Origin of the sequence: Methanosarcina barkeri str. Wiesmoor (assembly GCF_000969985.1) — an archaeon.
In the GTDB taxonomy this organism is placed as follows: Archaea; Halobacteriota; Methanosarcinia; order Methanosarcinales; family Methanosarcinaceae; genus Methanosarcina; species Methanosarcina barkeri_B.
The window spans coordinates 1714897-1741147 of sequence record NZ_CP009526.1; the positions used below are offsets into that span (position 1 = coordinate 1714897).

At 38.4% G+C, this 26251-nt stretch carries 15 protein-coding genes and 3 pseudogenes; 6 read left to right on the forward strand and 12 right to left on the reverse strand.

The genetic code is table 11. From position 1 onward, the window contains the following. Positions 1-127 precede the first annotated feature (127 nt). From MSBRW_RS07330 to MSBRW_RS23295, 8 genes and pseudogenes are all read right to left on the reverse strand, one after another. A complete protein-coding gene (locus tag MSBRW_RS07330) occupies positions 128-1012 on the reverse strand; it encodes an ABC transporter permease (protein ID WP_011308273.1) in 885 nt (294 codons plus the stop codon). 5 nt (positions 1013-1017) lie between these two features. Next, complete coding sequence (locus tag MSBRW_RS07335; RefSeq protein WP_011308272.1) at positions 1018-1923, reverse strand: ABC transporter permease; 906 nt, start codon at positions 1921-1923, stop codon at positions 1018-1020. Positions 1924-1932: 9 nt separating this feature from the next. Next, positions 1933-3540: a TolB family protein gene (locus MSBRW_RS07340; RefSeq protein ID WP_011308271.1), complete on the reverse strand. Its 1608-nt coding sequence runs from the start codon at positions 3538-3540 to the stop codon at positions 1933-1935. A 1109-nt stretch (positions 3541-4649) separates the two neighbouring features. Further along, positions 4650-4895 carry a hypothetical protein gene (locus MSBRW_RS07345; RefSeq protein WP_048103023.1) on the reverse strand — a complete coding sequence of 82 codons (246 nt, stop codon included), beginning with the start codon at positions 4893-4895 and terminating at the stop codon, positions 4650-4652. Positions 4896-5015: 120 nt separating this feature from the next. Beyond that, positions 5016-5662 (reverse strand): annotated as a pseudogene (locus MSBRW_RS24205) (hypothetical protein). A gap of 158 nt (positions 5663-5820) precedes the next feature. Next, a complete protein-coding gene (locus MSBRW_RS07365; RefSeq protein ID WP_011308269.1) occupies positions 5821-7032 on the reverse strand; it encodes an FprA family A-type flavoprotein in 1212 nt (403 codons plus the stop codon). Between the two features lie 1233 nt (positions 7033-8265). After that, positions 8266-8538: pseudogene (locus MSBRW_RS24445) on the reverse strand (IS1634 family transposase); the annotation flags it as partial. A 1-nt stretch (position 8539) separates the two neighbouring features. After that, positions 8540-8917: pseudogene (locus tag MSBRW_RS23295) on the reverse strand (DUF4277 domain-containing protein); the annotation flags it as partial. 395 nt (positions 8918-9312) lie between these two features. Between MSBRW_RS23295 and MSBRW_RS07380 the strand changes: the two are divergent. Beyond that, on the forward strand, positions 9313-10509 hold the full coding sequence (locus MSBRW_RS07380) for an aldo/keto reductase (protein WP_011308268.1): 1197 nt from the start codon (positions 9313-9315) through the stop codon (positions 10507-10509). A 282-nt stretch (positions 10510-10791) separates the two neighbouring features. Here MSBRW_RS07380 and MSBRW_RS07385 read toward each other — a convergent pair whose 3' ends face one another. Next, a complete protein-coding gene (locus tag MSBRW_RS07385) occupies positions 10792-11358 on the reverse strand; it encodes a flavin reductase family protein (protein ID WP_011308267.1) in 567 nt (188 codons plus the stop codon). A 582-nt stretch (positions 11359-11940) separates the two neighbouring features. Between MSBRW_RS07385 and MSBRW_RS07390 the strand changes: the two genes are divergently transcribed. The 3 genes from MSBRW_RS07390 to MSBRW_RS20170 all read left to right on the forward strand — a co-directional run bounded on the left by MSBRW_RS07390 (position 11941) and on the right by MSBRW_RS20170 (position 14636). Next, on the forward strand, positions 11941-12294 hold the full coding sequence (locus MSBRW_RS07390; protein WP_011308266.1) for a hypothetical protein: 354 nt from the start codon (positions 11941-11943) through the stop codon (positions 12292-12294). Between the two features lie 51 nt (positions 12295-12345). Further along, positions 12346-12831, forward strand: coding sequence for an Ig-like domain-containing domain (locus MSBRW_RS07395; protein ID WP_011308265.1), 486 nt, complete (start codon positions 12346-12348; stop codon positions 12829-12831). Positions 12832-13733: 902 nt separating this feature from the next. After that, the gene (locus tag MSBRW_RS20170; RefSeq protein WP_011308264.1) at positions 13734-14636 is read left to right on the forward strand and encodes an IPT/TIG domain-containing protein; all 903 of its coding nucleotides are present in this window, start codon (positions 13734-13736) and stop codon (positions 14634-14636) included. 613 nt (positions 14637-15249) lie between these two features. Here MSBRW_RS20170 and MSBRW_RS07405 read toward each other — a convergent pair. Beyond that, a complete protein-coding gene (locus MSBRW_RS07405; RefSeq protein ID WP_011308263.1) occupies positions 15250-19026 on the reverse strand; it encodes a hydantoinase B/oxoprolinase family protein in 3777 nt (1258 codons plus the stop codon). Positions 19027-19252: 226 nt separating this feature from the next. Here MSBRW_RS07405 and MSBRW_RS07410 point away from each other — a divergent pair, with 226 nt between their 5' ends. Next, on the forward strand, positions 19253-21931 hold the full coding sequence (locus MSBRW_RS07410; RefSeq protein WP_011308262.1) for a COR domain-containing protein: 2679 nt from the start codon (positions 19253-19255) through the stop codon (positions 21929-21931). A gap of 43 nt (positions 21932-21974) precedes the next feature. On the opposite strand, the gene MSBRW_RS07415 is transcribed toward MSBRW_RS07410, so the two are convergent. Further along, the gene (locus tag MSBRW_RS07415; protein WP_230670012.1) at positions 21975-22790 is read right to left on the reverse strand and encodes a GNAT family N-acetyltransferase; all 816 of its coding nucleotides are present in this window, start codon (positions 22788-22790) and stop codon (positions 21975-21977) included. Between the two features lie 476 nt (positions 22791-23266). Here MSBRW_RS07415 and ade point away from each other — a divergent pair, with 476 nt between their 5' ends. After that, entirely contained in the window at positions 23267-24922 is a 1656-nt protein-coding gene (gene ade / locus MSBRW_RS07420; protein WP_011308260.1) for an adenine deaminase, read from the forward strand. A 230-nt stretch (positions 24923-25152) separates the two neighbouring features. Here ade and MSBRW_RS07425 read toward each other — a convergent pair whose 3' ends face one another. Beyond that, the gene (locus MSBRW_RS07425) at positions 25153-25734 is read right to left on the reverse strand and encodes an MJ0548 connectase family domain-containing protein (protein ID WP_011308259.1); all 582 of its coding nucleotides are present in this window, start codon (positions 25732-25734) and stop codon (positions 25153-25155) included. Between the last annotated feature and the right edge of the window lie 517 nt (positions 25735-26251).

Sequence of the window (26251 nt, forward strand, 5' to 3'; positions counted from 1 at the left end):
GAATCCCGCAAACTGACTGTGGTTCCTCTGTAGAGTTCACAATAATGGAGTAATACCGCCTATTGTGCTCTCAAAGAGGTACATACTTTGAAATAAAATTCAGTTTTTTGTATACCATTTTATCACTTTACAGAGTAATGTCTTTCCTGAGAAATGTGATGAAAGCTATTATAAACAATACAACCGGAGTCGTTATCAGCACTACAATATTCATCCAGAATTCTGTTAAGCACTGAGTGAGAGTATATTTAGTATCAAAAATCCCTCCAATGATTGGTTCTACGTTAACTCCCATAAAACTCAAATCAGTTCTGCCAATTACAGCCTCTCCATAGTGATGTATTGGTGATATATTCAAAAGTTGTGTGATCAATATACCTTCATTCGATGTTTGACCTGTCAATATGGCAACAACTGTCTTAAGAATTGCACCAAATAGTATGCAGATAAAAATCCATATAATAATGTTGCTGATTAGTGAATCAGTGGAGTTTTTTACTATCGTTGAGACGAGAATTGCAATTCCCAAAAATGTCACCGCATAGAAAAATGTAAGAATGGTGAACACAGCTATTCTGATTAGTTCCGTATATCCGATCTCGACTCCATAGAAGATCAAGAGTGTTCCTACAGATACAAAAACCGAAAATATAATTATAGCAGCCATCAATAACGCTGATCCAATTAATTTCCCTGCAAGAATATTATCCCTGAATATTGGATGAGTTAATAACACATTCAGTGATCCGGATTTCTGTTCTCTGACAACTGCATCGAATCCCAAAGCTATTCCAACCAATGGGGTAAATTGGGATATCATTCTGACATGAATACTACTCAGGAGAACTGAATTCTCGCCATACACCATGGAACCGATCATCATGGAACCAAGCATATAGGTAGAGGCAAATACTATTACTGTATATGTCGCAAGCAACACCAAAAATCCGGCATCTTGAAGATGGTCAGCAGCCTCTTTTTGAGCAACCACAAAAACATTATTATTTTTCATTCGAGTTACCCCATGTCCTTTGATACATCCTGGCGCAAAAACATTATAAATGCTATTATAATTAAAAAAATAGGAGTAATAATTAAAATTAGAACATTTGTCCAGAGTTCATTCCACCACTGCTCCAGCGTATATTCCATGTCAAATATCCCTTTCACGCTTGGTTTCTCACTCGAAACACCCAACCAACTCAAACCAGGTCTACCACTTACCGCCATAGCATAATGATGTGCTGGCGTCAATTTTTGAATATCTGCATTAAGTTTTAGAAAACGCTCATTATTGTCTAAATCTGTGGGTTTATGATCGGTTACAATAGAAACAGTTGTAGCACAAATCATACCAAATACAATACATAACACAACCCAGATCGCTATGTTGTATACCAGTGATTTTGTGGCATTTTTTGTCACAATCGAACTAAGTATGCCAAGTGACAGAAATATTGATAGATATAAGTATGTAAGAATTGCAAAGATTACCAATCGGTTTAGAATTGGTGAACTTAACTCGGTTCCTGATGCCAAAAGTATTGTTCCGAGAACTGTGAAAATTGATATAAATACTACCAGAATTAGTGTAATCATTGCTCCAAGTGTTTTTCCAGCAATGATATTATCCCTGTATATTGGATGTGTCAGAAGCACATTCAAAGACCCGGATTCTCTCTCTTTGCTAATTGCATCGAAACCAAGTGCAATTCCCATAAATGGCAAGAAGAGGGAAACAATTTGAGAGATATCAAGATAACCTCTGGTTATGGCATTCCCTTGTGGCCCAATTCCAGAATCATAACTTAAAGAAAAAATAATAGTTGTGAACATAAACATAAGTATTGCGAACCTTGGGCTCCATATATTGTCTGCAAATTCTTTCTGGGCAATCACAAACATATTCCGATATTTTTCCACAATTGACCCTCACATTATTTTTTTTACATGTATGCAGACGAATGCGATTAATATCCCCATAAATACAATGATTGCAGTAAATCCAGGTAATCCATAAGTGTTTGCATTGGTATCTTCAGTGGTATTTACTCTTGAATGCTCGTCCATATCTTTTTTGATTATCACCGTTTCGGATGCAGTACTGTTTGTGTAATTTTCGGCAGATATTTGTGTGTGGGTACCTTGTTCATGTATTTCGAAAATAATATTATCTACAACAATGAAGTGTCCAGATGGATCCAAACTGAGTCTATCAAAATTCTTCAATGGTAGTGGTATGTCCCAAGTATCATGCGTGCTGGTGTTTAGTACCGATAACTTATAATCCGTAGCAAATAGTACGTCTGTACCTTCCCACGAGTAATAGGACACATTTTCGATTGTCAATTCATCTGATTCGTTATGCAAAAATATGTCATACGTTTTTGTATAAGGTGGAGTCGTAGAGTTGGGATTGAGACTGACCGTAGAGATATAACCATTAGATGCCACCATCCCATCGATATCTCTATCCTTCTCGATGATTTTTTTCATCTTTCCGGTTATCGAGAGTGAATACAGTGCATATGAATCATCAGAACATTTTTTAACCAAAATCCTTTCGCTGTCTGGATACCATTGTATCACCCTTGACGAACCCGAAGTAAAAGTTGTAATTTTTACAGGCTTCTCTACATTTTCATCCACAAGGTACACATCGTAACTGACATCGTCGACTTTTTCTGATGTTTTAATCTCATAGAAAATTAATTTTTTACTATCCGTACTCCATTTTTCATCATACATTCCAACATGCTCTGCAGAATAAACCTGATTAAGTGCTTTTTTTTCAAGATCTAAGGTGATAATATCATGGCTGTTTTTTGAAAATACGATTTTCTTACCATCCGGAGACCATTCCATATCAGTTATTTCTACATTATCACCCGGTATGCTAAAATTGAAATCATTTTTTTCATCTAAATCGTAAATTATAATTTTTCCAGACACTAGTAAAGCCATTTTATTTTCTTTTGGAGACCATTTAAAGTTAGATAAACCAGTTTCGAATCCTATCATTTTTGAATCTAATTCTACCTTTTGAATGAGGTTTAGATCTTTTGACATGAAGAAAAGACTGGCAGATTTTATCTTATACCCGCTTCCTTCTACTAACTCCATATATGCAAAATAATCACCAGATTGGCTCCATAAAGGAGGAGTAATTGCTTTCCCACCATTGCTGGAAGTCATTTCTGATCTTGCAAGACGCGTTATTCCGGATCCATCTGCATTTGCTGCATACAGTGCCTCTACACCACCTAACTGAGGTTTTCCTTTTGGATATGCACTGACAAACACATCAATTAGCATATGGCTGCCGTCAGGGCTCCAGATTATATCAAAAACAGGTTTATTCCCGATATCAAGGCGATTCGTATCGACAAGACTCATGATGTCTTTGCCTACTGTCTGATTCAAGTCAGAAACTACGCTTACATTTGTCTGGTTTAAGCTATCGTTTGCAGAAACTGGGTGAAAAGATATGCAAACTAGAGCAATGAACATCAGTGTTAGTGTGATCTGTTTATTGAACATTTAATCCTTCTCCCCTGATCATAGGTTCAGATTTTTCTTGCCTGTATGCTATCGATTTTAAAATAGAAATTAATTCACGATTTCTAACACAATACCTAAAATTGATACCTTGATCCAAGTTTAATCAGTGCAAATTATATATAATTGTTACGAAGATGATGATAATTTATGAAGATTCCTTACTTAATGAGCCTATCCCAAAAGCCACTATATTATCAATAGTTGGGAATTTTCAGAATCGTTTTCATGATCTTGAGCTTGATTGATTATTCAAAATACAAGGCTCAAAAAGCAAATTTTAAGTTTTGGGATGAGCTCAATAAATAAAGCAGAAATTCTATTATTTTTGAGCTGTTTTCGCTTATAAAATTGAAGAAGAGAAGAGCAAGTCAGCCATCTCTATAAAATTTTAGTTAAATTATTTAAGTGTCTAGACCAGCAACTAACTGGTAGGAAAATTGCTTTCCGCAATGATTTCAATTTAAGTTTTTAACCAGATCATTGTTGTATAAAATGTATTATCTGGACACTGTACACATCTTCAGCTCCTTCTGCATAAAGCGTCACCAGTTTCCGATCAAGGAACTTTTTGTGTACTCTCTAAAATAGTCATAACTTCTCATGGAATAGTAATTGTGGAAACAGTACTATAGTGACTCTCTTCATAAGCTATGGCAATTTCGATATTTATCAGCAGAAATGCAACAAGAGTACACTATTTCTAAGTGTTCTCTTGTTGTCATTTCTTTTCACCCCGAGATTTAACTCCAGAGACAGGATTAAGTAAAACCTTATATCTTTTCAAAGTTGATTTAGTTAAGCCTCTGGACATTTGGATTTCAAATTGGTTTTTCAGAGATATTTGAACTCCATAATTTAATACTAACACACTCTATATAAAATACAAAGTTTTTAGCCAGATCATCAAACTATCAAATTAGATGTTTAATCTCTGCTTTTATTTTTCAGCCGTAATACTTAATATGGAAAATCGTTTGGTATCTTGGATATAAGTTATACCATGTGTTAATTTTGAGCTTTTTCGGTTTTTTAAACTCCGTTTGACTTTTAAACATTTCAGATGTATTTACTCTATATTATATTCCTTCTTATATTCCTTCAATAATTTTGAGGAACAGTTTCTGCAGGAACAGTTTCTGCAAATTCATTTCCTCTTCTTCGAACATGGATACCGTGACACTTGCCTTCTTGACAGCTTTTGCAATTTCTGTACGGAGCTTCATTTTGGTATGGATGTATAGAATTCCATTCTGAACTTCAAGAGCCTGTACCCCCTCCACATTTCTTACAATTTCTGCAGTTTCAGAGATGGGAATATCCTGAACCTCAAGCAAATAATGTACCTCCTCCTTTGCTCTTACAATATCCTAGGAGTTACACAGTTGGCCTTTCACATATCTTTTTTACTAACTCTAAAAGTATACGAATTAATTTAACGTGTATTGAGGATTCCTTCAATATTCCGTCACTGCCACTCTTTCACTTTTCATAGCACTTTCAAACCATGATATTCCACTTTTTATTCTTTGTAATTCCAGTCTAAGAAAAGCTCTTAGTGATAACTTTATATGTGCTCTTTGTGACTCTTCCTTTCTTGCCTGACATTTTTCGACACCACATAATTGCTTTATTCCTCTATGATATTCCTCAATTTTCCACGACTTCTTTGCCAATTTCTCACGTTTTGATTCATCCATATGGTTCATCTATCTCCTGCATATCTGTAACCCAGTGTTGCATGTCTCCATCTTTTGAAACTATTCGAAACACCTTTACAAATCCATATGCTTTGAGGTGAACCACACGTCCTTTTGGAGGAATAACTACTGTTTCAAGTGACACATTTCCTTTGTTGTCAGGATTTACCAAACGATTACTTTATAACCTTGTAAGGAAATGACATTCTTTTTTCTTCCCATAGTGATTTCGTGTCTTGAGGTTGCCTTTGAAGACAACGAGTAAAAGCGTCATGAGAAGGTGCATTAGCTACGTTTGGATAATATCTAGCAGCTTCAGTGCAAGTAAAAACGTTAGAATCCGCGATGAGGAGATTAATGTAGTCGATGTCATTAATTGCGTAAGTCCTATAGTTATTTGACATCTGCAGAACGCGGGGAAGGGCTTGGGGACTTGTTCTCAAAAGAGAAAGAAATGAACCAGGAAGCTTCTCCCCCGAAACTGAGCCGAAAGGCGAAGAATTAAGGGAGACGTAGTTCACATTGACTAATGTTAAAAAACAAAATTAAGATAAATTAATTTTTATTGCTTTTTTGCAACATCGGCAAGCCGTTTTCCAATTTCTCTGCACTTTTCCAGATCTTCTTCAGACGGCCTATATCTTACCTGAAGCCCGGGTTCGAGCACATCGACTCCTGTATTTTTTAATTCCTGTTCTATGATTTTTACTGCTCCGCCTCCCCATCCATAAGACCCAAATGCTATAGCTTTTTTCTTTTGCGGACGAAGACCTTTAGTATATATTAAAAAGTCGCCAACGGTTGGAAAAACTCCATTATTAAGAGTTGGGGAACCCACTGCAAAGGCAGCCGCGTCAAGCATCTCTTTCATAATGAGACTTCTAGCATTTTTACGCAGGTTAAGCATTTTTACTTTAACACCGGTAGCCCAGATTGCTTCTGTAATCTCTTTTGCCATTATTTCCGTGCTGTTCCACATAGTATCATATATGACGAGCACTTTTTCTTTTACTTCCCCATTAGCCCAGGCTTTATATTCTGCAAGGATCTTTTCGAGGTCCTGTTTCCAGATGATTCCATGAGAAGGCGCTATCTGTAGAGGTTCTATTTTCATTTCTTCTATTAACTTGAAATAGCGAAGAAGAGCGATGTGGAAAGGCATAAGGATATTCGCATAGTACTCAGCTGCTTCTGGAAGCACGTTTCCTACTTCAAAATCATATCTTTTTGAGGTAGCTATATGCTGCCCGAAACCGTCATTTGAGAAAAGGATTCTATCTTCTTTCAGGAAAGTCTCCATGCTGTCAGGCCAGTGAAGCATTGTAGCTTCCAGAAAGATAAGAGTCTTACCTCCAAGGTCTAACTGGTCACCTGTCTTAACAGTTTCAATATCCCATTTCTCACTACCTGCTTCTCTGAAGTAACCGTTGAGGATATCGAGTCCTTTTTTTGTAATTATAATTTTTGCGTTCGTTTGCTTCTTAAGCTCTGCCAGGGAACCGGAATGATCTGGTTCCATATGGTTTACTACGATATAGTCAAGCTTTGAAGGGTCAATTATCTTACTGATTCGTCCAAGCATCTCTTCTGCAAAAGGAGCTTTTACAGTATCGATAAGGGCAGTTTTTTTCCCAATTACAAGGTATGAGTTATATGTTGTTCCCCCAGGAGTAGTAAACCCATGAAAATCTCTGCCGTTCCAGTCAATTGCTCCTACCCAGTAAACTCCTCTGGAGAGCTCAACAACTCCACTGATTTCTTCTTTTGTGTTCATATTACTCAAACTTCCTTTTATCAGGTCTGCATGCGGAAATTGGTAACATAATCTAGATAATTGTCAATTAATTCATAACTTGCTAGTTTTAAATAAAAATCTTCACTTTTTCTCTCATGTCTCATAGCTGCAAGAAAAATACCTGTATCTCCCAAATTGATTTCATCCCCTTTTGTTCTTATTGGATCAAATTCAGGAATGAAAGACTGACTGCTAGGTATATCTGTATTGACTAATGGCAGTTTTTTTGTGTCACGGTATTTTTCAAGGTAGCCAAGATGCTTTGATTCTTCATTTTCTAAATATTTATATAATTTTTTAGTTCTTTGATTTTCTATTAAAGTTACTTTTGATAATAAAACTCCTTTGCTTCTTATTCTCTTTCAATTGTAAAAAATATGGCTTCTTCAACCCATTTAAGCTTCTTTACTCCTTTGATTACATCCTGAGATGAACTTTCCATATTATTGTCCTCTTAGATACGTGCCTTGGAGTTTTTAGCACCATTTTTAGTCTTTGGTTTATATTTTTCTTCTTTTTCTGTTGTTCTTTATTTTATCCTGAAATACTTTCTCTTTGAATCTTTAACTATTTTTTTTCAATACCTACCTAACAATTCAAGCAATCTTTCAGATGCCTACCTAACAATTCAAGCAATCTTTCCATTGATTTAGTTGATATTTTTTTTTCAAAAATCTATGCTATCTGTTTTTAAGTAATGCATGAGCCTATCCCATAACTCAAAACTACTTCTCCGAATCTGGAATTCAGAATAATCAATGAGTTTTTGATCACGTTTTGATCACAGGGAATTGTTCTGAAACTTCTATCAATTTTAAGTATAAAGCTGGTTTTGGGATAAGCTCCATAAATAATATAAAAGGCAATACTTAAAACATGTTGAATATTGAATTTTAATACATTAATAGCAAAATTACCTGAGGTTCAATTGTAAAAGAGAAAGTTTATGATTATTACCAGGAATGTTTTAAAATTCAACAAGTTTATTGTAGAATATAATAACTATTTTATTTTATAATAATCAAATACAAAAAAAATAGGAGTTTGCCTAAAAATTATAATTACTTTCTAAAATTTCTAATTTAAAAATATTCAATTGGATTTCTAACTACAAAACTAGTTTTGAAATTTTATAATTTAACCTGTATTTGGCAGGTTAACTCAACTAAATATATTTTCATATTTTTTTCCATGAGGCTCAATGTCTTCCGGTTAATCTCTTTCTTCCATGAGACTCAATGTCTTCCAGTTAATCTCTTTCTTCCAGTTAATCTCTTCCATATTTAGAATTTCTTACTTTGTTTTCCTTTTTTACTGCGTTATAAGTTCTGTAATTCTCTGAAACTTGAAAAATATCCCTCTCATTGTTGGTCTTTTTGTTGGTTTCCCTTTTTGATCTGGAACCGTTTCGTTTTCTTCTTGTAATTTTGTCCTTAATTTCCATTCGGCAATTGAAGAAATCATTAGGCAGAGAACCATTATCATTGATGTGAAGCATGATTTCCGTAAACAGTTTTGCAGGACCATACTTTACGATTATTCTATCAAGAGTTTCTACGATAACGTCTTGATTCAGGTCTTCTCGTGTGACGCTTTCTCCAAATAATCTTTCTGTAGAAATATTCCTGAAATAATCAGGAAAAAGGTACAGACGTTGCCCTATGAAACTAAGACCATTAGGTACTATGGCAAGGATGCAGACGGGATGAGGAACTTTGTGATCTCGTTCTTTAGAAAGTTTCTCATCGATCAGTTTGTCAACTTCAAGCTCTCAGAAAACTCCAGAAATGAGACCAAGGTGACCTAAGAATCTTGTACGTTTTATTGAAGATTCAACTCTTCTACTATTGTTTTTATCTGCAATGGAAGATCAAGAAAAAGATATGGAAATTAATTATTATTAACTTATATGTTTACCTGCCGAATCTAGGATTAAGAATGGCACACAGCACATTAAGAATGGCACACTACCGAATTTTTGAATATGGCAAAAAGGCCTTGTTCTCTTAAAACTCAACTCTGGTTGTCCTCCGAAGCTAAATTCATACTTTTGTAAGAAGTTACCCCTCTTGAGCGAACGAAGTGAGCGAAAAGGGTGCTGTCCCCCTTAGACGAAATTCAGGCAGCGAAGCGTATCTGTCCTCTCGAGACGGAATTCGGGTGACAGGACTCGGGTAACGAAACTCGAGTGATGAAGTGCAATTCGGGCGTAGAAACCCTTAAAACGATGAAAAAGCTTAAAACAGGAGGGTAATGGAAATGCTTTACAGAAAAATTCCAAAGAACGGAGATGGACTTTCAATACTGGGATTCGGATGTATGCGCCTTGCAGCCAGGGACGGAATGATAGATGAAGAAAGGGCTACCCGGCAAGTTAGATATGCAATTGATCACGGAGTAAACTATGTCGACACGGCCTGGCCGTATCACATGGGAGAAAGTGAGCCTTTCCTTGGGCGGGCTCTTGCAGATGGATATAGAGAAAAAATTAAACTTGCTACAAAACTTCCTTCCTGGACAATAAATAGTAGAAAGGATATGGACAGTATCCTGAATGCCCAACTTGAAAGGCTCAGGACTGACCATATCGATTATTACCTTGTTCACGGGCTTGTAGGACTTTTATGGGACAAAATGGAAAAGCTTGAAGTGCTGAATTTTCTTGATAGGGCAAAAGCTGACGGCCGAATTATAAATGCAGGTTTCTCCTTCCACGGATCGGCAGGGGATTTCAAACGGATTGTAGATGCATATCCCTGGACTTTCTGTCAGATTCAATATAATTTCCTCGATGAAAAGAATCAGGCAGGAACGGAAGGGCTTGAGTATGCTGCTTCAAAAAACCTGGGTATTATTATCATGGAACCCCTGCGAGGAGGCAAGCTGACAAATCCCGTACCTCCTGAAGTACAGGAGATCTGGAATGAAGCTCCTGTAAAGCGCACTCCAGCCGAATGGGCCCTTCGCTGGATCTGGAACCGGCCCGAGGTTACAGTTGTGCTTTCAGGCATGAATGAAGAGTCTCATATTGAAGAAAACCTGAAAACCGCATCTGAAGCCTATCCAAACTCTCTGACTGAAGCCGAACTGCAGCTTATAAAAAAAGCGGAACAAAAATACAGGAAACTTATGAAAACCGGTTGTACGGGCTGTAGATATTGTATACCCTGCCCTTCAGGCGTCGATATTCCTGGCTGTTTTGAGATCTACGATAACTTTTACCTGTCAGGTAATGAAAAAGAAGCAAAACTTATGTATGCGGCAAAGCCAGGGGGAATAATAAGAGGGGATGCAGCAGGGTATGCCTCCCAGTGCGTCCAGTGCGGACAGTGCGCTGAAAAATGCCCACAGCACCTGGATATTCCTTCCCTGCTCGAAGCCGTGAAGGAAAAATTTGAGGGCAAAGACCATAAGGGATGGAGAATGATAGCGAAAAAAGCATTCAGAAAAGAGTAAAGTGTTTGGGGGAACATAACGGCATTAGGAAAAGAATAAAAGTGTTTGAGGAAACATAACGGCATTAGGAAAAGAATAAAAGTGTTTGGAAAATCATAAAGGCGTTTGCGGAAAAATACAGGTTAGATGACAGGCATTAGCCCTCAAGTATTAACCGTTCTAGTCTGTTAGTAACCCTCAGTATTAACCTATTTAGTCTGTTAATAAAGTGACCTGTGGACAAACATATTTTTTACATTTTATAGCATTTATCGATTATGGGGTCCTTTATGACTTTTTCCCTCAGCACTCTTTCCCTATCGAAAAAGCTTTTCCAAGATTACACCCTACGCCATAATAGCTTCTATCCCCCGGGCTGTATATAACAGGTCTAATTTTTTCAATCTCAGGATTTCCTTTTTCATCGAGCACGGATTCGTCGGCTTTGATATCCAGGATTTCTCCTACAAACAGGGTATGAAGCCCGATCTCGAAGTTATGCAGAAGTTTGCACTCAAGAACAAAAGGAAACTCACCCACATAAGGAGCAGGCACAAGCTCACTTCTTACCGGCGTCAGGCAGGCGGTCTCAAATTTATCTTCATCCCTTCCGCTTGCGATTCCAAAGTGATCCGCTTGTTTTACATAAGCTTCTGAAGGGATACTGACAGTAAATGCCCTGTTTTCCATGATGTTGGCATAGCTGTAAGTCGCTTTTCTTAAGGATACGCTGACACATGGAGGGTTCGAACAGCAGATTCCTCCCCAGGCTACAGTCATGGCATTTGGCTTTCCATTCATGTCATAGGTACCGACAACCCAGGTTGGAGTCGGAAATGCAAGTGGCTTTGCTCCTATTGATTGTTTCATGTTTTATTTTTCGTTTCGATAGTACAAAATGCTTTCGTGACCTATCAGCTTGTATTTCTATAATCAGGGAAAGTTTCTGTAAAAATTCGAAGTCTTTTCTTATATCTGCAACAGTATGCCATTTTTATGCACGTATTTCCATACCACACTTTTCATAATGATTTCATCTATACCTGTACACAGAACTTATCTGCCCTGGAACTTATCTGCCCCCTGGAACTTATCTGTACTTATACATGGGGTTATCCGTACCCATGCATGGACCATATATGTCGCTAAATTCATAGAAAGTCTATCTTCTTTACTGTTTCTAAATATGTATTCTCTTCAGAGTCTTAAGGACAGTTTTTCAATGAGGGTTGCTGCACCATTTTCAATTATTTCCGGTTTTTTTTCGCCGGGCATCTGACAGTCATACAAACCGGCATTCAGTTAAAAATTATTAAATATCTTGTATAGTTGCCGTTAAATAATATGTGAGCCATAGGATAACATATAAGAGTATCAATTCATTACTCCCTTTTCCGGACGAAATTGCTACAAGGGGCTTATCTGGTAAGGGAAAATTGTGGGGGTGCAAGATTGAAATATATAAACAAATACGGTAAGCTATTGCTCAGTGCATATATCATGAAGAAAATGAAGTCAGTAAAATCTCCAGGGAAAAAAGGAATATTACGTAAATATGCTAAGTTAGCTCTTGGCGCGTATCTCCTGAATAAACTCCGGTCAGAGAGACTTGAAAAGGAAGTAGAAGCCGAATTTGAACCGGAAGAAATGATGCTTAGCGAAGCAGAAGAAGCTGAAAAAGGCAGGGGGAGGCCTTCAATGAAAATGGGTAAAATAATTCTTGGTGTTCTTGCAGGCGCAACACTTTTATACGCTATTAAAAGGCGTGCTGCTAAAAAGAGGGGTCATAAAATCAAAGTAGAATGAGCCTGGAGGGAGGGTATAGACCTGCATAAAATGAATAAATGGTGTAAACTCATGCTGGGTGTACTCGCAGGAACTGCCGTCATACATACCGTTAAAAAACACATGTGCTGCAACAGTTTCCTTCCAGAAGCTTTAAAATCTTTTTCCATTCCTTTCAAGCACAAACACACTCCTCCGAAGGTAAAATCCATCTATCCTGACAGGCAGACCTTTGCTTTCAGGCATGATTATCCTATCTGGGTCGAGTTCGATACGCCTATGAACAATGCAACCATTACGAAAGAAACCGTAATAGTTAGAAGTTCTGCATCAAAAGAGCCTGTAGACGGATTACTGGACACAGGATCCAGAATGTTGATGTTCCGTCCTCATGGCGAATATCCTATAGACGAATCAGGTGCCGAAATAACAATTACTTTACTTGGGAGCGAAACCGGATCAGGATTCATAATGGATGAGCGCGGTATTGCTCTGGATGGAAATGAAGACGGAAAACCTGGCGGAAACTATGAATATACTTACAGAATTATAAGATAAAATTGAAATATAGGATAAAAACAGGCTACCTTCTGAAATAAGCCAACTTTTAACTTATTTCAGGCTATTTCTTTTTCGTGTATAACTTTTTAACTTTCAATTTATGTAACTATTCAGGTACCATAAATCAGCATCAAAAGCCGTAATTTAGAGTTTTTGGTATTTATAATACATTTCAGTCGATTTTGTATACTAAGGCCAACTGATACCATTTTAAATTTTGATATGAATCACTTATTAGACAGATCCCTAGGACCAAAATCGGTGTTATTCGACTCATTTTAGGGTACCTGAATAGTAACCAATTTTTTAACTTTCAATCTTTTAACTTTTTACTTTTTTCTGCAGGGTAGCAAAAATTCTGTAAATTCCTATTGCCTATGTGTTTCTTATACATTTTTTACATTTTCTGTCCAGTAATCGAAGAAAAAATTTGCATTCCTGTATGCTGTGTAATTATTGAGTTTAGAAAAACGACAGATTCAGTTTGTTAAACTTGTTTTACAATTCATTCAATTCGGTGAGCTCATTGTAAGTTTTGCATAAATATTAAATAGATTACTTTCATATTTTATGAATAAATAAGCAAAAATATAGGAGACAGATGTTTTTCAATTTAAGAACGTATTGATTTTTATGAGAATATTATGAGGATATCCACACAAAACAACGAAGAGCCAAGCTGCTATGGTTTATTAACAATTATTGCCCCCCCATTTCTTTCTATTTTTTTATTTAGGGTATCAAAAAACTCCACTTTATGATATATTGCCAATGAATTTCGGGAATTTTGTGGTTGGAATAATTTTAGTAATTGTTTATAGAGGATTCTTAATAACACTGCCTGGTAACGGAAAATTTTGTTATTTTTTAATACTAACCCGTTTAATAGGAGGATTTTTATGAAAATTCGATTGACAAATAGAACTCATGCAAGCGAAATAAAACCTGCAAGACCAAAAAGTGAGCGTTTTTTTGCCTGTTTGCTATTAACACTTCTTCTTTTTGGTTTACTAACTTCTCCAGCAATAGCTAAGACTAACTGGGATATTTCTCCCTCACATCCGAATGTTGGAGATACTCTGAAACTAACAGGCACAGCTTCTCCGGAAGAGGAGCTCGGAGCTGATATTTCATTTAAAAAAGAGCTCCCTGTTACCGAAGGCAGGTATCAGTATTTACTTGAAGAAATAAGGATCCCGTACGGTAAAAATAACCTTTTTACTGTCACAGGTAAGGGAGTGGAGAACCTTGACGTAAGCGTAAAGAAACTGATCTGGATCAAACTGTCTTCTGATGCATCCGGTGGAACTGCAACCATTTCTCAAGGACATGTTCCTCCTTTAACTTACAAAATTCTTATTAGTGGCGATGCTCTGAGTAAAGCCTCTTCCGTAAAACTTACAGTTACGGCATCTCAGACTATAACAGCTGACTCAAACGGAAATTTCGAATTTAATTATGACACTTCTGCATTGCCCGCAGGCAAATATGTAGTAACGATAGGGAATAAGGCAAAAACAATCGAACTTGGATCTGGAAATCAAAATGCACCTGCTATCAGTAGTATCTCACCTTCAAAAGGACCAAGTGGTGAACAGGTAACTATAACTGGAACAGGTTTTTATGGAGCAACAGGTGTCTATTTTGGAGGGAAAAAAGCCAGTTATTACTCAATTCAAGGTGGTACTAAGATTGTTGTACCTGCCCCGAAAGGAAGCGGAACTGTTCAAGTAACAGTAAACTCTGAAAATGGAAAGAGCAATAGTGTATCATATACCTATACTTCACCGAAAATCAGTTAAAATGATAGAGTTTTTCAAAGCTACAAATGTCAATTTAACAGTGTGATATCATAGATTTTAGCACAAAAACTATGCATAACATGCAGAGTCCGAATATCCATAACTTTTGGTACACTGCCGTGAAGGCAGCGTGCCTAAATTTCTGTAATTTTGATCCCTAATTTTTGTATAAGCTTTTTCCTTAAAACCTATGCATCTTAAATTAGAATTTACTATGCATCTTAGATAAAATGTCAAATAAGAAAGAGCGATTACTCGCTCTTCCTCTTCTAAGAACCGGATGTGCACTTTTCAATGAATCCGGCTCAAGCGTTAGATAACCTTTTCTGTATCAGGCAGCAGTTTTTTTCAAAAGGAGTAACCTTTCCGGAAACTTAATTTATTTTTGTTCACGGAAGTAGTCAGAGTCAAAAAACGGATTCATTTGTAGTTTTAAAGGAATATGTCTACGGATTCTGATTGTTGATAAAAGCAACAGACTGTTTCTTTCTGTTCTAAAGTTCCATTTTCGTGTAGAATTTCGCTTCCAATATTTGCTGATAATCAAAATATCAATTAATTAATGAGGGAGCACCCTTTTATTTCTTTTTATTTAATTTTATATGATGGGTTTTTAGTCTTCCTTCTCGCCATACCCCCCGCCGCCCGGCGTCTCGATTACAAAAAGTTCCCCGGCCTTCAGCTCAACTTCGGCCTGGCCTCCAATTTCAATAACACTGCCGTCCCTGCGGACAATTGCGTTTCTTCCGCATTTTGCAGGCAGTCCGCCTTTGAGCCCGAAAGGCGGGAATTTCCTGTGGCTTGAAAGAATGGCAGCATTCATGTCTATCAGGAACCTGAGCTTTCGGACAACCCCGTTTCCACCTCTGAATTTGCCGTCTCCACCGCTTCCTTCCCGGATGGAAAATTCCTCAAGTAAAACCGGAAATCTTGTTTCAAGAATTTCAGGGTCGGTGATCCTGGAATTGGTCATATGAGTGTGCACAGCATCTGTTCCTGAAAAACCTGGGCCGGCCCCTGAACCTCCGCAAATGGTCTCATAATACTGGAAATCGGGGTTTCCGAAGGTAAAATTGTTCATCGTACCCTGGGAAGCCGCAAGCGTGCCAAGAGCTCCGAAAAGAGCATCAACAATGTACTGCGAAGTTTCAACGTTACCTGCCACAACTGCAGCAGGAGTTTCTGGCCTTAGCAGGGAACCCTCGGGAATAATAATCTCAAGCGGCCTTAGGCAGCCCGCATTAAGGGGAATATCGCTTTTTACAAGCGTTCTGAAAGCGTAAAGTACAGCAGCTATGCAAACCGATGCGGGAGCATTGAAATTATTTGAAAGCTGTGAAGAAGTACCTGTAAAATCAATTATAGCACTCCGGTTTTTGCGGTCAATTGTAACCTTCACTTTAATTACGTTCCCGTCATCGAGTGCATAAGTAAATTCCCCGTCTTTAAGCCTGTCAATAACCCTTCTGACCTCTTCCTCGGCATTATCCTGCACATGTTCCATGTAAGCTTCAACTGTTTTAAGGGAAAATTCTTCAACCATCCTGTGCATTTCGGATAAGCCTTTTTCATTTGCTGCAACCTGTGCTCGGATATCCGCAAGGTTCTGGTCAGGGTTTCTTGCAGGATATTTTCCCGAGCCCAGCCATGTCTTCAGCCTTTCTTCACAGAAATGGCCCTGTTCCACGATTTTCATGCCCTCGCTCAATACCCCTTCTTCAGCAATTGTCCTGCTATTTGGAGGCATAGACCCTGGGCTGATCCCTCCAACATCGGCATGATGACCTCTTGAAGCCAGGTAAAACAGGATTCTCCCGGAGTTTCCAAACATCGGGGTAACAACTGTGATATCCGGGAGGTGGGTTCCTCCGTGGTAAGGGGAATTGATCAAATATACATCCCCTGCACGCATTTTCTGTAACTGCGTCTGGATAAGTGCTTTTACACATTCTCCCATTGAACCAAGATGCACAGGGATATGAGGGGCATTAGCTACCAGGTTTCCGTCACTGTCAAAAAGTGCACAGGAGAAATCTAGCCTCTCCTTTATGTTTACCGAGTGGGCCGTGTTCTGCAGGGTAAAACCCATTTGCTCAGCAACTGACATAAATCTATTATTGAAAATCTCGAGCATTACAGGATCAACATCAGTTCCTATGGCTGTATGGGTTGGGAGTGGAATTTCGCGTTTAAGGAGAAGGTGGTTGCGTTCAGTAATCGTGCCTTCCCAGCCGGGTTCGAGCACAATGGTTGTGTTTTTCTCTATGAGCACTGCCGGGCCGCTTACATGGCTTCCGGGCTTGAGCTCGTCCCTCTGAAAAACCGGAGTATCATGAAACTCGCCATTGCTGTACATACGCACCGCAGCGACAGGAGAGAAAACAGGATTCTCTTCCTTTTCCAGCACAGGGTCCAGAACCCTTTCATTAACTCCTACGGTCTCTACGGAAGCTGCTTCGACAACCATGGCTTTGCCTTCCATTACAAATCCGAATCGCTTCCTGTGGGCATCCTCAAAACCCTTCCTGAGAGCAGCCGTATCCGCAAAATCAATAACAAGCTGCGTATCCGATCCTGCGTAACGCATATGTACCTTATAAAGTGCAGTAATTTTGGCTTCCTGAACGCCCTGTTCACGCATGAGCAGGCGACCTTCATGCTCAAGCCCGGAAAACACTGTTTTCAAACTCTCTACCAGCGTGTCCGAGAGCTCGCTGCCTATATAGCGCTCTTTTATAAGCCTCTGATCTGCAAGTCCCATGCCGTATGCCGAAAGCACACCTGCATACGGATGAATGAAAATGCTTTTGATCCCAAGGCTGTCTGCAACCCTGCAGGCATGCTGGGCAGCAGCTCCTCCAAAGCAGCAGAGGGTATATTCTTTTATGTTGTATCCCCTCTGGACCGAGATTTTCTTGATAGCATTTGCCATATTTTCAACCGCAACCGAAAGGAAGCCTTCGGCTACTTGCTCAGGTGTCCGGATATCGCCTTTGGTTTTGCCTTTGGTTTTGCCTTTGTCTGAAACCTTTTCTGCAAGCTCTTCGAATTTTCTGCGCACAAGTTCGGAGTCAAGGGGCTGGTCAGCATTGGGCCCAAAAATTCTGGGGAAAAACTCAGGCTGCAGTTTTCCAAGCATGACATTGCAGTCGGTAACCGCAAGCGGTCCACCTTTTCGATAACACATCGGTCCAGGGTCTGAACCAGCAGAATCAGGGCCTACCCTGAACCTGCCTCCCTCGTAGTGAAGTATGGAACCTCCGCCTGCTGCAACCGTATGGATACGCATCATAGGCGAACGCAGGCGTACTCCTGCAATCTCGGTTTCAAGACTGCGCTCGTATTCCCCGCTGTACTGGGCTACATCCGTGGATGTGCCTCCCATATCGAAAGTGATTATTTTTCTTGCCCCTGCCATTTCCGAGGTTGCAACTGCTCCAACGATCCCACCGGCAGGACCGGAAAGGATACAGTCCTTGCCCTGAAAAGTTTCCGCGTCCGTAAGTCCTCCGCTGGACTGCATGAACATAAGCCTGGGACTTCTTTTAACTTCATTCTCTTTTCTGTCCCCGCGATCATTTATTGTCCCATTTCCATTTTCTTTTTCTATTCCATCCCTGCTTTCTTTTTCTGTCCCATCTCCACTTTCTTTTTCTGTCCTATCTCCACTTTCCTTTCCTCCCCTTCCTTCTTTCAGGGATTCCTGTACCATATTAACGTACCTGCGGAGCACAGGAGAGAGATATGCATCCACTACGGTTGTTTCCCCTCTGCTTACAAGTTTAATTAACGGGCTTGCCTGATGGGAGAGGGACACCTGCGTAAAACCGATTTCTCTGGCAAGCCTGCCAAGTTTGAGTTCATGCTCAGGATACCTGTACGCATGCATAAGTACGATTGCAGCCGACTGAATACCAGCTTTGAAAGCTGCTTCAAGTGATTTTTTTGCATTTTCAAGGTCAAGAGGCAAAAGCTCTTTTCCGTCGGCTCCGACTCTTCCGGAAACCTCAATAATTCTTTCATAAAGCTGTTCCGGAAGTTCGATCTTCTGAGCAAAAATATCCGGACGGTTCTGGTATCCGATTCTTAAAGCATCCCCGAACCCCCTGTTTATGACAAGAACAGTTCGTTCCCCTTTCCGTTCAAGCAGAGCATTTGTGCCGACTGTTGTTCCCATTTTAACGGATTCTATGATTTCAGCAGGTAGCGGCGCATTTCCAGGCAGTCTGAGAATCTGCCGGATACCGTGCATAGCTGCATCTTTATAATGACACGGATCATCGGAAAGAAGTTTGTGAGTAATCAGTTTTCCATCAGGGTTGCGGGCTACGATATCAGTAAACGTGCCTCCGCGGTCTATCCAGAACTGCCATCTGGCTTTGGGGGACATGAAGAGAATAATTGTATAAGTTGTATTAATTGTTAATTGGGGTTTGAGGTTTCAGCTAGATTTTCAGAAAGCAACGAACTTATTTTCAAAATGACTGTGAGAGAGTTGTCCCTTAATGGTGAGATTCGAAAAAAAGAAAAAGATATTAGAGTTAAACAGTAATACTCAGAAAAGGAATTGAACCTCCTAAATATTATGTCAAGTATGATATAAATGGAGCAGACTCATGACAAATGAAAGAGTTGTACAGCTTATTAGTGTGGCTAAGGAAAAAAACCTTACAAACCTTAATTTATCTGGGAATCAGCTAACACAAGTACCACAAGAAATTGGAGAACTTAAAAACCTTACCATGCTTGATTTATCTGAGAATACCCTCACTATACTGCCACAAGAGATTGGAGAACTTAAAAACCTTAAAACACTTGATTTATCTGGGAATCAGCTTATCCAGTTGCCATCAGAAATTGGAAGACTTAAAAATCTTACAATTCTTAACTTATACGATAATCAGCTGACTCAACTGCCACCGGAAATTAAAGAACTTAAAAACCTTACAGCGCTTACATTATTTAATAACAAACTAACCCAAATACCTCCAGAAATTGGAAAGCTTAAAAATCTTGAGACACTTTACATATATTGCAATCAGCTGACACAGCTTCCACCAGAAATTGGAGAACTTAAAAACCTTTCAATACTTGCACTAAATAAGAACAAGCTGACCCAACTGCCATCAGAAATTGGAAATCTTAAAAATCTTGAGACACTTTCCTTATATCGTAATCAGCTAATAGAACTTCCACCAGAAATAGGAAAACTTGAAAACCTTAAAACACTTTACATAGATAATAATAAGTTAACTATACTGCCACCGGAAATTTCAGAACTTAAAAACCTTATAACTCTTAATTTATCTGCCAATCCCTTAACTTCACCCCCTCCAGAAATTGTTTCAAGAGGGTTGGAAGCTATTTTTACCTATCTTAATCAATCAAAAACTACTGAAAATAATGAAGCTAAGCTAGTATTAGTTGGTAATGGGGAAGTTGGAAAAACTTGTCTCGCTTACAGGTTGATTTATGATAACTTTTTGGAAGATTCTAAAATTACTGAAGGAATAAATATATCAAAATGGAAAATTCCTGCTCCAGATTCAGGAAATAGTGAAATCAAGCTAAATATATGGGATTTTGGAGGACAGGAAATATATCACGCAACTCACCAGTTTTTCCTGACAAAACGTTCGCTTTATCTACTTTTATGGAATGCCCGAAAAACAAAGGATTATGATAATATTTACTACTGGTTGCACACGATTGAAGCTTTTGGAGAAGACAGCCCTGTAATACTTGTAATGAGCAAAATGAATGAGAGTAATGACGATCTTAACCTGAAAGATTTGAAAAACAAATTTCCTCAAATTGTCGATTACCTAAAAATTGATAGTAAAGATGGTAAAGGAATCTCCATTTTAAAAGAAAAAATTAGTGAAACTGCCTGGGATCTACCTTTAATGAAGGCTAAGTGGGTGGATTCATGGTTTAAAGTAAGACAAAAATTGGAAGATCTTAATGAAAATTGGATTAACTATTATAGATTTTACGATATTTGCAAATCCGAAGGTTTAGATGAAAAGAATATAACTGTATTAGATGATTATTTGAATGATTTGGGAGTAACTCTTCATTTTAAAGATAGATTAACACTAAAGAATATTGTAATATTAAAACCTGAATGGGCTACAGGAGCATTTTATAAAATCTTGTCCACAAAATCTGTTCTCGATAATGAAGGTGCACTGCCACAAAGTGAATTGAGCCAAATATGGAATACGAAAACGTATCCGCCTTCTGTTCATCCCCAACTTATGGAATTAATGAATAAATTTGAGCTTTCATATGAACTTCCAGATAAGAGCAACTATCTTATTCCTGAATTATTACCTAAAAATGAGCCCGATAATTTTGAGTGGAATAAGGAAGATGATCTTTGCTTCTATTATTGTTATGACTACTTTTTGCCTTCCGGCATAATTACTCGTTTTATCGTGCGCATGCATGAGAATCTCGTGATAAAAGAGAATGGAATGCCTCTCTGCTGGAGAGAGGGAGCAGTATTGAAATTCCAAAATTCTAGTGCTCTTGTAAAGATGAAGCCAGATGAAAGACAAATCGAAATCAGAATAAAAGGTAACAATAAAAGATGGGTTCTCGGAGCTATTTGTAGCCATCTAGATGAGATAAACGCTTCTATAAAAAAGATAAAAGTCAGTAAACAAATCCCATGTAACTGTTCAGAAAATTGCCCTCAAAGATACTTATACGAAGATTTATTAAAAGCCGAAGTCGCCAATCTAGGGAACTTAATATGTTATAAAAGTTTTAAGTCTGTACCTGTTTCACTATTATTAGATGGATACAGTAGAAAAGAAGAAAGACTTAGAGAGTATGATTATGAACTTTATGGCAATAGACCAATTTTTGTAATCACCCAAAAAGCTGAAGCTCAGTCAAAATCACTCTCAACTATTAAAGCCGAACAAAGAACAAATATTAGTGTAGATGTCAATATCGATTTAAAGATAGATTTGCCGGAAATTCAAAAGGAATTTAATAAGCTGAAAAAGGAAATTAAGACCTTAAATCCTGAGCTTGGAAGTGAATTGGATGAGATTCAGGATAGTTTAGATGAAGTAAGTGCAAATAGTGATACGGATAAATTGAATAAACCTCTTAATAAGGTAAGAAGAATACTTGAAGAATTGAACGATCCTGATTCTGACTATAACAAGGTAATAAAAGGAACTGAAAAAGGCATAGAATATGCACAAAAGCTTGGTAGAACCTATAATAAATTTGCTCCGTGGATTGGAATACCTAAAGTTCCAGACCCACTTCTTTGAAAATAATATTGGTTCCATTTTCACAGGCCAACATTAGATACCTTCACCCGAGTTCGAAAGTAGTGACCCCGTAAACCTTTTCGATATTTATATCAGGCTCTTCCCGGCTGTACATCCGGATAGTTTTGAACATTACAGTCATTCCATATTTATTTGCAATTTCCATTGCTTTTTTGTTTGGCTCCGGAACATCCAGATATATGGCTTCATCCGGAACAGAGGCCTTGAGAGCTAGAAATATTTCTTCTGCCGTTATCGCGTCATCTGCGAAAAGAGGGCCTATTTTGTATCCACTCTGGCACTTCCTTATAACGCCGTATCCTTTCAGTTTTCCGGTTTCGACGGCTGCAAAGGCATAAGAATCAGGTTGTTTAATCCATTTTTCCAGAAAAGTAGACCTTGGAGCCGGAAACATTCCCCTGTCGTACTCAAGCAGGCTTTCAAATGGGATGTCTGAGATTTTCACAAGTCTATCCGGAACTTTTCCTCCTCCAATTCCTTCAAATCGCAGGTTGCTGTAAAAGGACTTGAACTTCATAAACTCCTGGTACTTCTTTTCGTTTTCCAATACTCCATCAAGTCCTATATTCCTGTTCCCCAGATATTCCAGAGATTTTTCAGTTAATTTCATCCCAATTCCTTTTTCCCTGAATTCGGGTTTAACCACATAGAGACCAAAAAAACTAAAGAAATCGTCATATGCGACAGCAGAGGAACAGCCTATGGTATCTCCTTCAACTTCTGCAATAAAAAAACCGTCCGGATCAGTTTCATAAAAAATTTCCCCGTCATGGATGCCAGGGTTCCATCCTTCGCCGGCTGCCATTTGGATAGCAAATTCGGCTTCATCGCGACTCATTTTCCGAATTTTCAGCCCTTTTATCTCTGTATGACTTTTTCCCATGTATTATTGTACTTTTGTATTCTATTTATATTTCATTCACAAATAATACTTCATATTTATATTTCATATATAAATTAACACTTTTTATTAATATTTTAAAAACTCAATTGATTACACTTTTCACTATCGATTACACTTTTCACTATCGATTACACTTTTCACTATCGATTACACTTTTCACTATCGATTACACTTTTCACTATCGATTACACTTTTCACTATCGATTACACTTTTCACTATCGATTACACTTTTCACTATCGATTACACTTTTCACTATCGATTACACTTTTCACTACCAATTACACTATTCGCTATCAGGTTTCTTATTTTCACCGTTTCCATCTATTTTCATAGCTTTTAAAACATCAACACAGTTCAACATCAGCTTATTTGAAAATATTTATAAATTTGTGGCTGCAATGAATCACCATGCAAACGTACCAGGGAATTATTGTCGATGCCATTTACAGGCGGAAGTTCAAAGGTGAAATTGCCGTTGAACACGGGAAGATCATCAGTATTGAGGAGAAAGAGCACGATATTGAACAGTATATCCTTCCAGGGCTTGTAGATGCCCATGTGCATATCGAAAGTTCGATGACCGTGCCTTCGGTTTTTGCCCGGATGGCGGTTGCAAGAGGTACGGTTGCAGTTGTTAGCGACCCTCATGAGATTGCAAACGTCATGGGAGAAGAAGGCATTGATTACATGCTTGAGGATGCCAGAAAAGCTCCTCTGAAGGTCTTTTTCGGAGTACCATCCTGTGTGCCAGCCACGCCTTTTGAATCCGCAGGAGCGGTGCTGGATGCGGAGGCTGTTGACAGATTGCTGGCAAGGGAAGATCTTCATTACCTTTCTGAGATGATGAACTTCCCTGGGGTGGTTATGGAATTCCCTGAGGTAATAGCCAAACTGGAATCCGCTAAAAAGTACGGCAAAAATATAGACGGGCATGCTCCCGGTTTGAATGGAACCGATCTCCAGAAATACGTGGGCGCAGGAATTTCAACAGATCATGAATCTTTTGCTTATGAAGAAGCGGTTGAGAAAATAAAGCTCGGGATGAACATACTTATCCGAGAAGGAAGTTCAGCTAGAAATTTCGATACACTGTATAAATTGATAGACGAATATCCCGAATCAGTCATGCTCTGCACCGATGATTCCCATCCTGATACTTTGATATATGAAGGGCATATCGACAAGCTTCTCAGACGCGGGCAGGAAAAAGGACTTGATATTTATAACCTCATAAGGGCAGCGGTTATCAATCCTGTGGAACATTACGGACTTAATGTCGGGCTGCTGCGTGAGGGAGATCCTGCCGATTTTATTATTGTTGACGACCTGAAAGCGTTCAATGTGCTGAAGACTTTTATTGACGGAAGTTGCGTTTACAATGACGGAAAGGTTCTTTTTTCAGTTGAACAAGCTCCTGCAAAAAATGTCTTTAACAGAAATAAAATCTCAGTTGATGATGTAAAACTGGCTATGCCTGCTTCCGGGAATAACGGGGAACAAATGAAAAAAATCCGAGTAATAGTTGCCCAGGACGGAGAACTGGTCACAGGCCAGGAATTGGCACTTCCAAAAGTAGAAAACGGAAATCTGATTTCAGATCCTGCCAGGGATATTTTGAAAATGGTTGTTCTGAGCAGGTATGCTGATGACCCTGTCCAGATCGGTTTCATTAAAAATATAGGCCTGAAAAAAGGAGCTATTGCTAGCAGCATTGCCCATGACAGTCATAATATAATTGCAGTCGGAGCAACGGACGAGGATATAGTTGGAGCCGTCAACAGGCTGGTGGAAAACCGGGGAGGAATCGTTGTTGGAACCGCAGACAATCTTATTGATCTTCCACTGGAGGTTTCAGGCCTCATGAGCACTCTGGACGGAAAAGAAGTAGCTGTAAGGTACGAACAATTAAATGAAGAAGCTCGGAAACTGGGAACTTCGCTTATGTCGCCTTTTATGACACTTTCATTTATGTCGCTTCTGGTAATTCCTGAACTTAAATTGGGAGACAAAGGCCTGTTTGATGTGACAAAATTCGAATTTGTTGAGCTTTTTGCGGGTGAATAAGCAAAAAAGCAGGAAAAAGGTCTGGCAGAGAATCATTTTGCTTTTGTCAGCTATTTCTTTATCAGCTATTTCTTTATTAGCTATTTCTTTATCAGCTATTTATTCAATTTATTACCTTCTTATTCTGTTTTTTAGCTACTCATTCTATCTTATTATTTTTCAGCTATCGATTCTACTTTTCCAGCTATCTATTCTACCTTCTCAGTTTTTCGGTTATTTCTTCTGCTTTTTCAGTTGTTTCGGTCCTTTTCCACAATTTTTAAAACATCAACATTTGATGTAGTCTGAATCAAAAAGAACTGTTTGCTAACAGAAGCAGTTTTCCTGGCTGCGGTTTCCATACAGAGCATGAGAATTTTTATGGCATCCTGAAAAGTGCTTTTCTTCGTCCAGTTGTCTTTGAAGCATTTATTGGCTACCTGCTTCGTGAAATCATTTCCGAGAATGATCAGGTTACTTCCCTTTGCGTGCGAGATTAATGTTATCTTGGAATCCTTGAGCTCTGCAATTGCGTAGTTTCCGGCTGAGGCGTACAGCCTTCTTTTTTTGGTGACCCCGCCTTCAATTGAGGAAACTTCTCCTATTAAAATGCCTTCTCTTTCCGAGATCTTGCTTTTGCAGTCCGTAACAGTTATGCCGACCCCGAATGCTCGGGCTTTTTTTGCGAGCTCGTCATCCGTGACTATTGTCCCGTTGTAAAGCTCTTTTTCAAGCTTTTCTCTATTCGGCTTCTCTCCTTCGAATGTTATTTCCCGCAGGTCTCCGGTCATTACGGCACCGTTTTTTCCGATAAAAGCTATAACAAGGGTCATTCTAATCTGCTCCAGAACCTCTATTTAAAAATTTTCTACCTTTTTAAGGAATCTCCTGTCTTATAAGACGTTTGTGTTTTTGAGTCACTTCAGCTGTTTCTTGTCTCAAATCTTCCGAGATATCTTCTGGTTATATCGAAATAAGTGACTTTGTATCCGGGTCTTCTATAGCTCTGAACAGCTCACAAATATTGTTCTTTTTATTGTGCTTATTCTTTTTATTGTGCTTATTCTTTTTATTGTGCCTTGTAACTTTATCAGGATAGCCCAGCAGGTCAAAAATGAGAGGAACATTTTCATAAAAAAGTAATAGATAATAGTAATTTTGATTTTGACTCAGAGCTAAGACTTCGTTTTTGACAAACTTTAAATATTAGTATATGTTATATGGATCTAACCTATGTTAAATAAATCTAACTAAATGTTGTATAAATCTAATTAAAAGTTATCAATATCTAATAATATGTTGTAAATAAGGAACAATACCTTGGCAGCGTTAAATAAAGTAGATTCCACT

Coding starts and splice junctions, on each gene's coding strand:
- MSBRW_RS07330 (WP_011308273.1), bottom strand. CDS start 1,012: ATGAAAAATAATAATGTTTTTGTGGTTGCTCAAAAAGAGGCTGCTGAC.
- MSBRW_RS07340 (WP_011308271.1), bottom strand. CDS start 3,540: ATGTTCAATAAACAGATCACACTAACACTGATGTTCATTGCTCTAGTT.
- MSBRW_RS07365 (WP_011308269.1), bottom strand. CDS start 7,032: ATGAACACAAAAGAAGAAATCAGTGGAGTTGTTGAGCTCTCCAGAGGA.
- MSBRW_RS07380 (WP_011308268.1), top strand. CDS start 9,313: ATGCTTTACAGAAAAATTCCAAAGAACGGAGATGGACTTTCAATACTG.
- MSBRW_RS07385 (WP_011308267.1), bottom strand. CDS start 11,358: ATGAAACAATCAATAGGAGCAAAGCCACTTGCATTTCCGACTCCAACC.
- MSBRW_RS07395 (WP_011308265.1), top strand. CDS start 12,346: ATGCTGGGTGTACTCGCAGGAACTGCCGTCATACATACCGTTAAAAAA.
- MSBRW_RS20170 (WP_011308264.1), top strand. CDS start 13,734: ATGAAAATTCGATTGACAAATAGAACTCATGCAAGCGAAATAAAACCT.
- MSBRW_RS07405 (WP_011308263.1), bottom strand. CDS start 19,026: ATGTCCCCCAAAGCCAGATGGCAGTTCTGGATAGACCGCGGAGGCACG.
- MSBRW_RS07410 (WP_011308262.1), top strand. CDS start 19,253: ATGACAAATGAAAGAGTTGTACAGCTTATTAGTGTGGCTAAGGAAAAA.
- MSBRW_RS07415 (WP_230670012.1), bottom strand. CDS start 22,790: ATGAGTCGCGATGAAGCCGAATTTGCTATCCAAATGGCAGCCGGCGAA.
- ade (WP_011308260.1), top strand. CDS start 23,267: ATGCAAACGTACCAGGGAATTATTGTCGATGCCATTTACAGGCGGAAG.
- MSBRW_RS07425 (WP_011308259.1), bottom strand. CDS start 25,734: ATGACCCTTGTTATAGCTTTTATCGGAAAAAACGGTGCCGTAATGACC.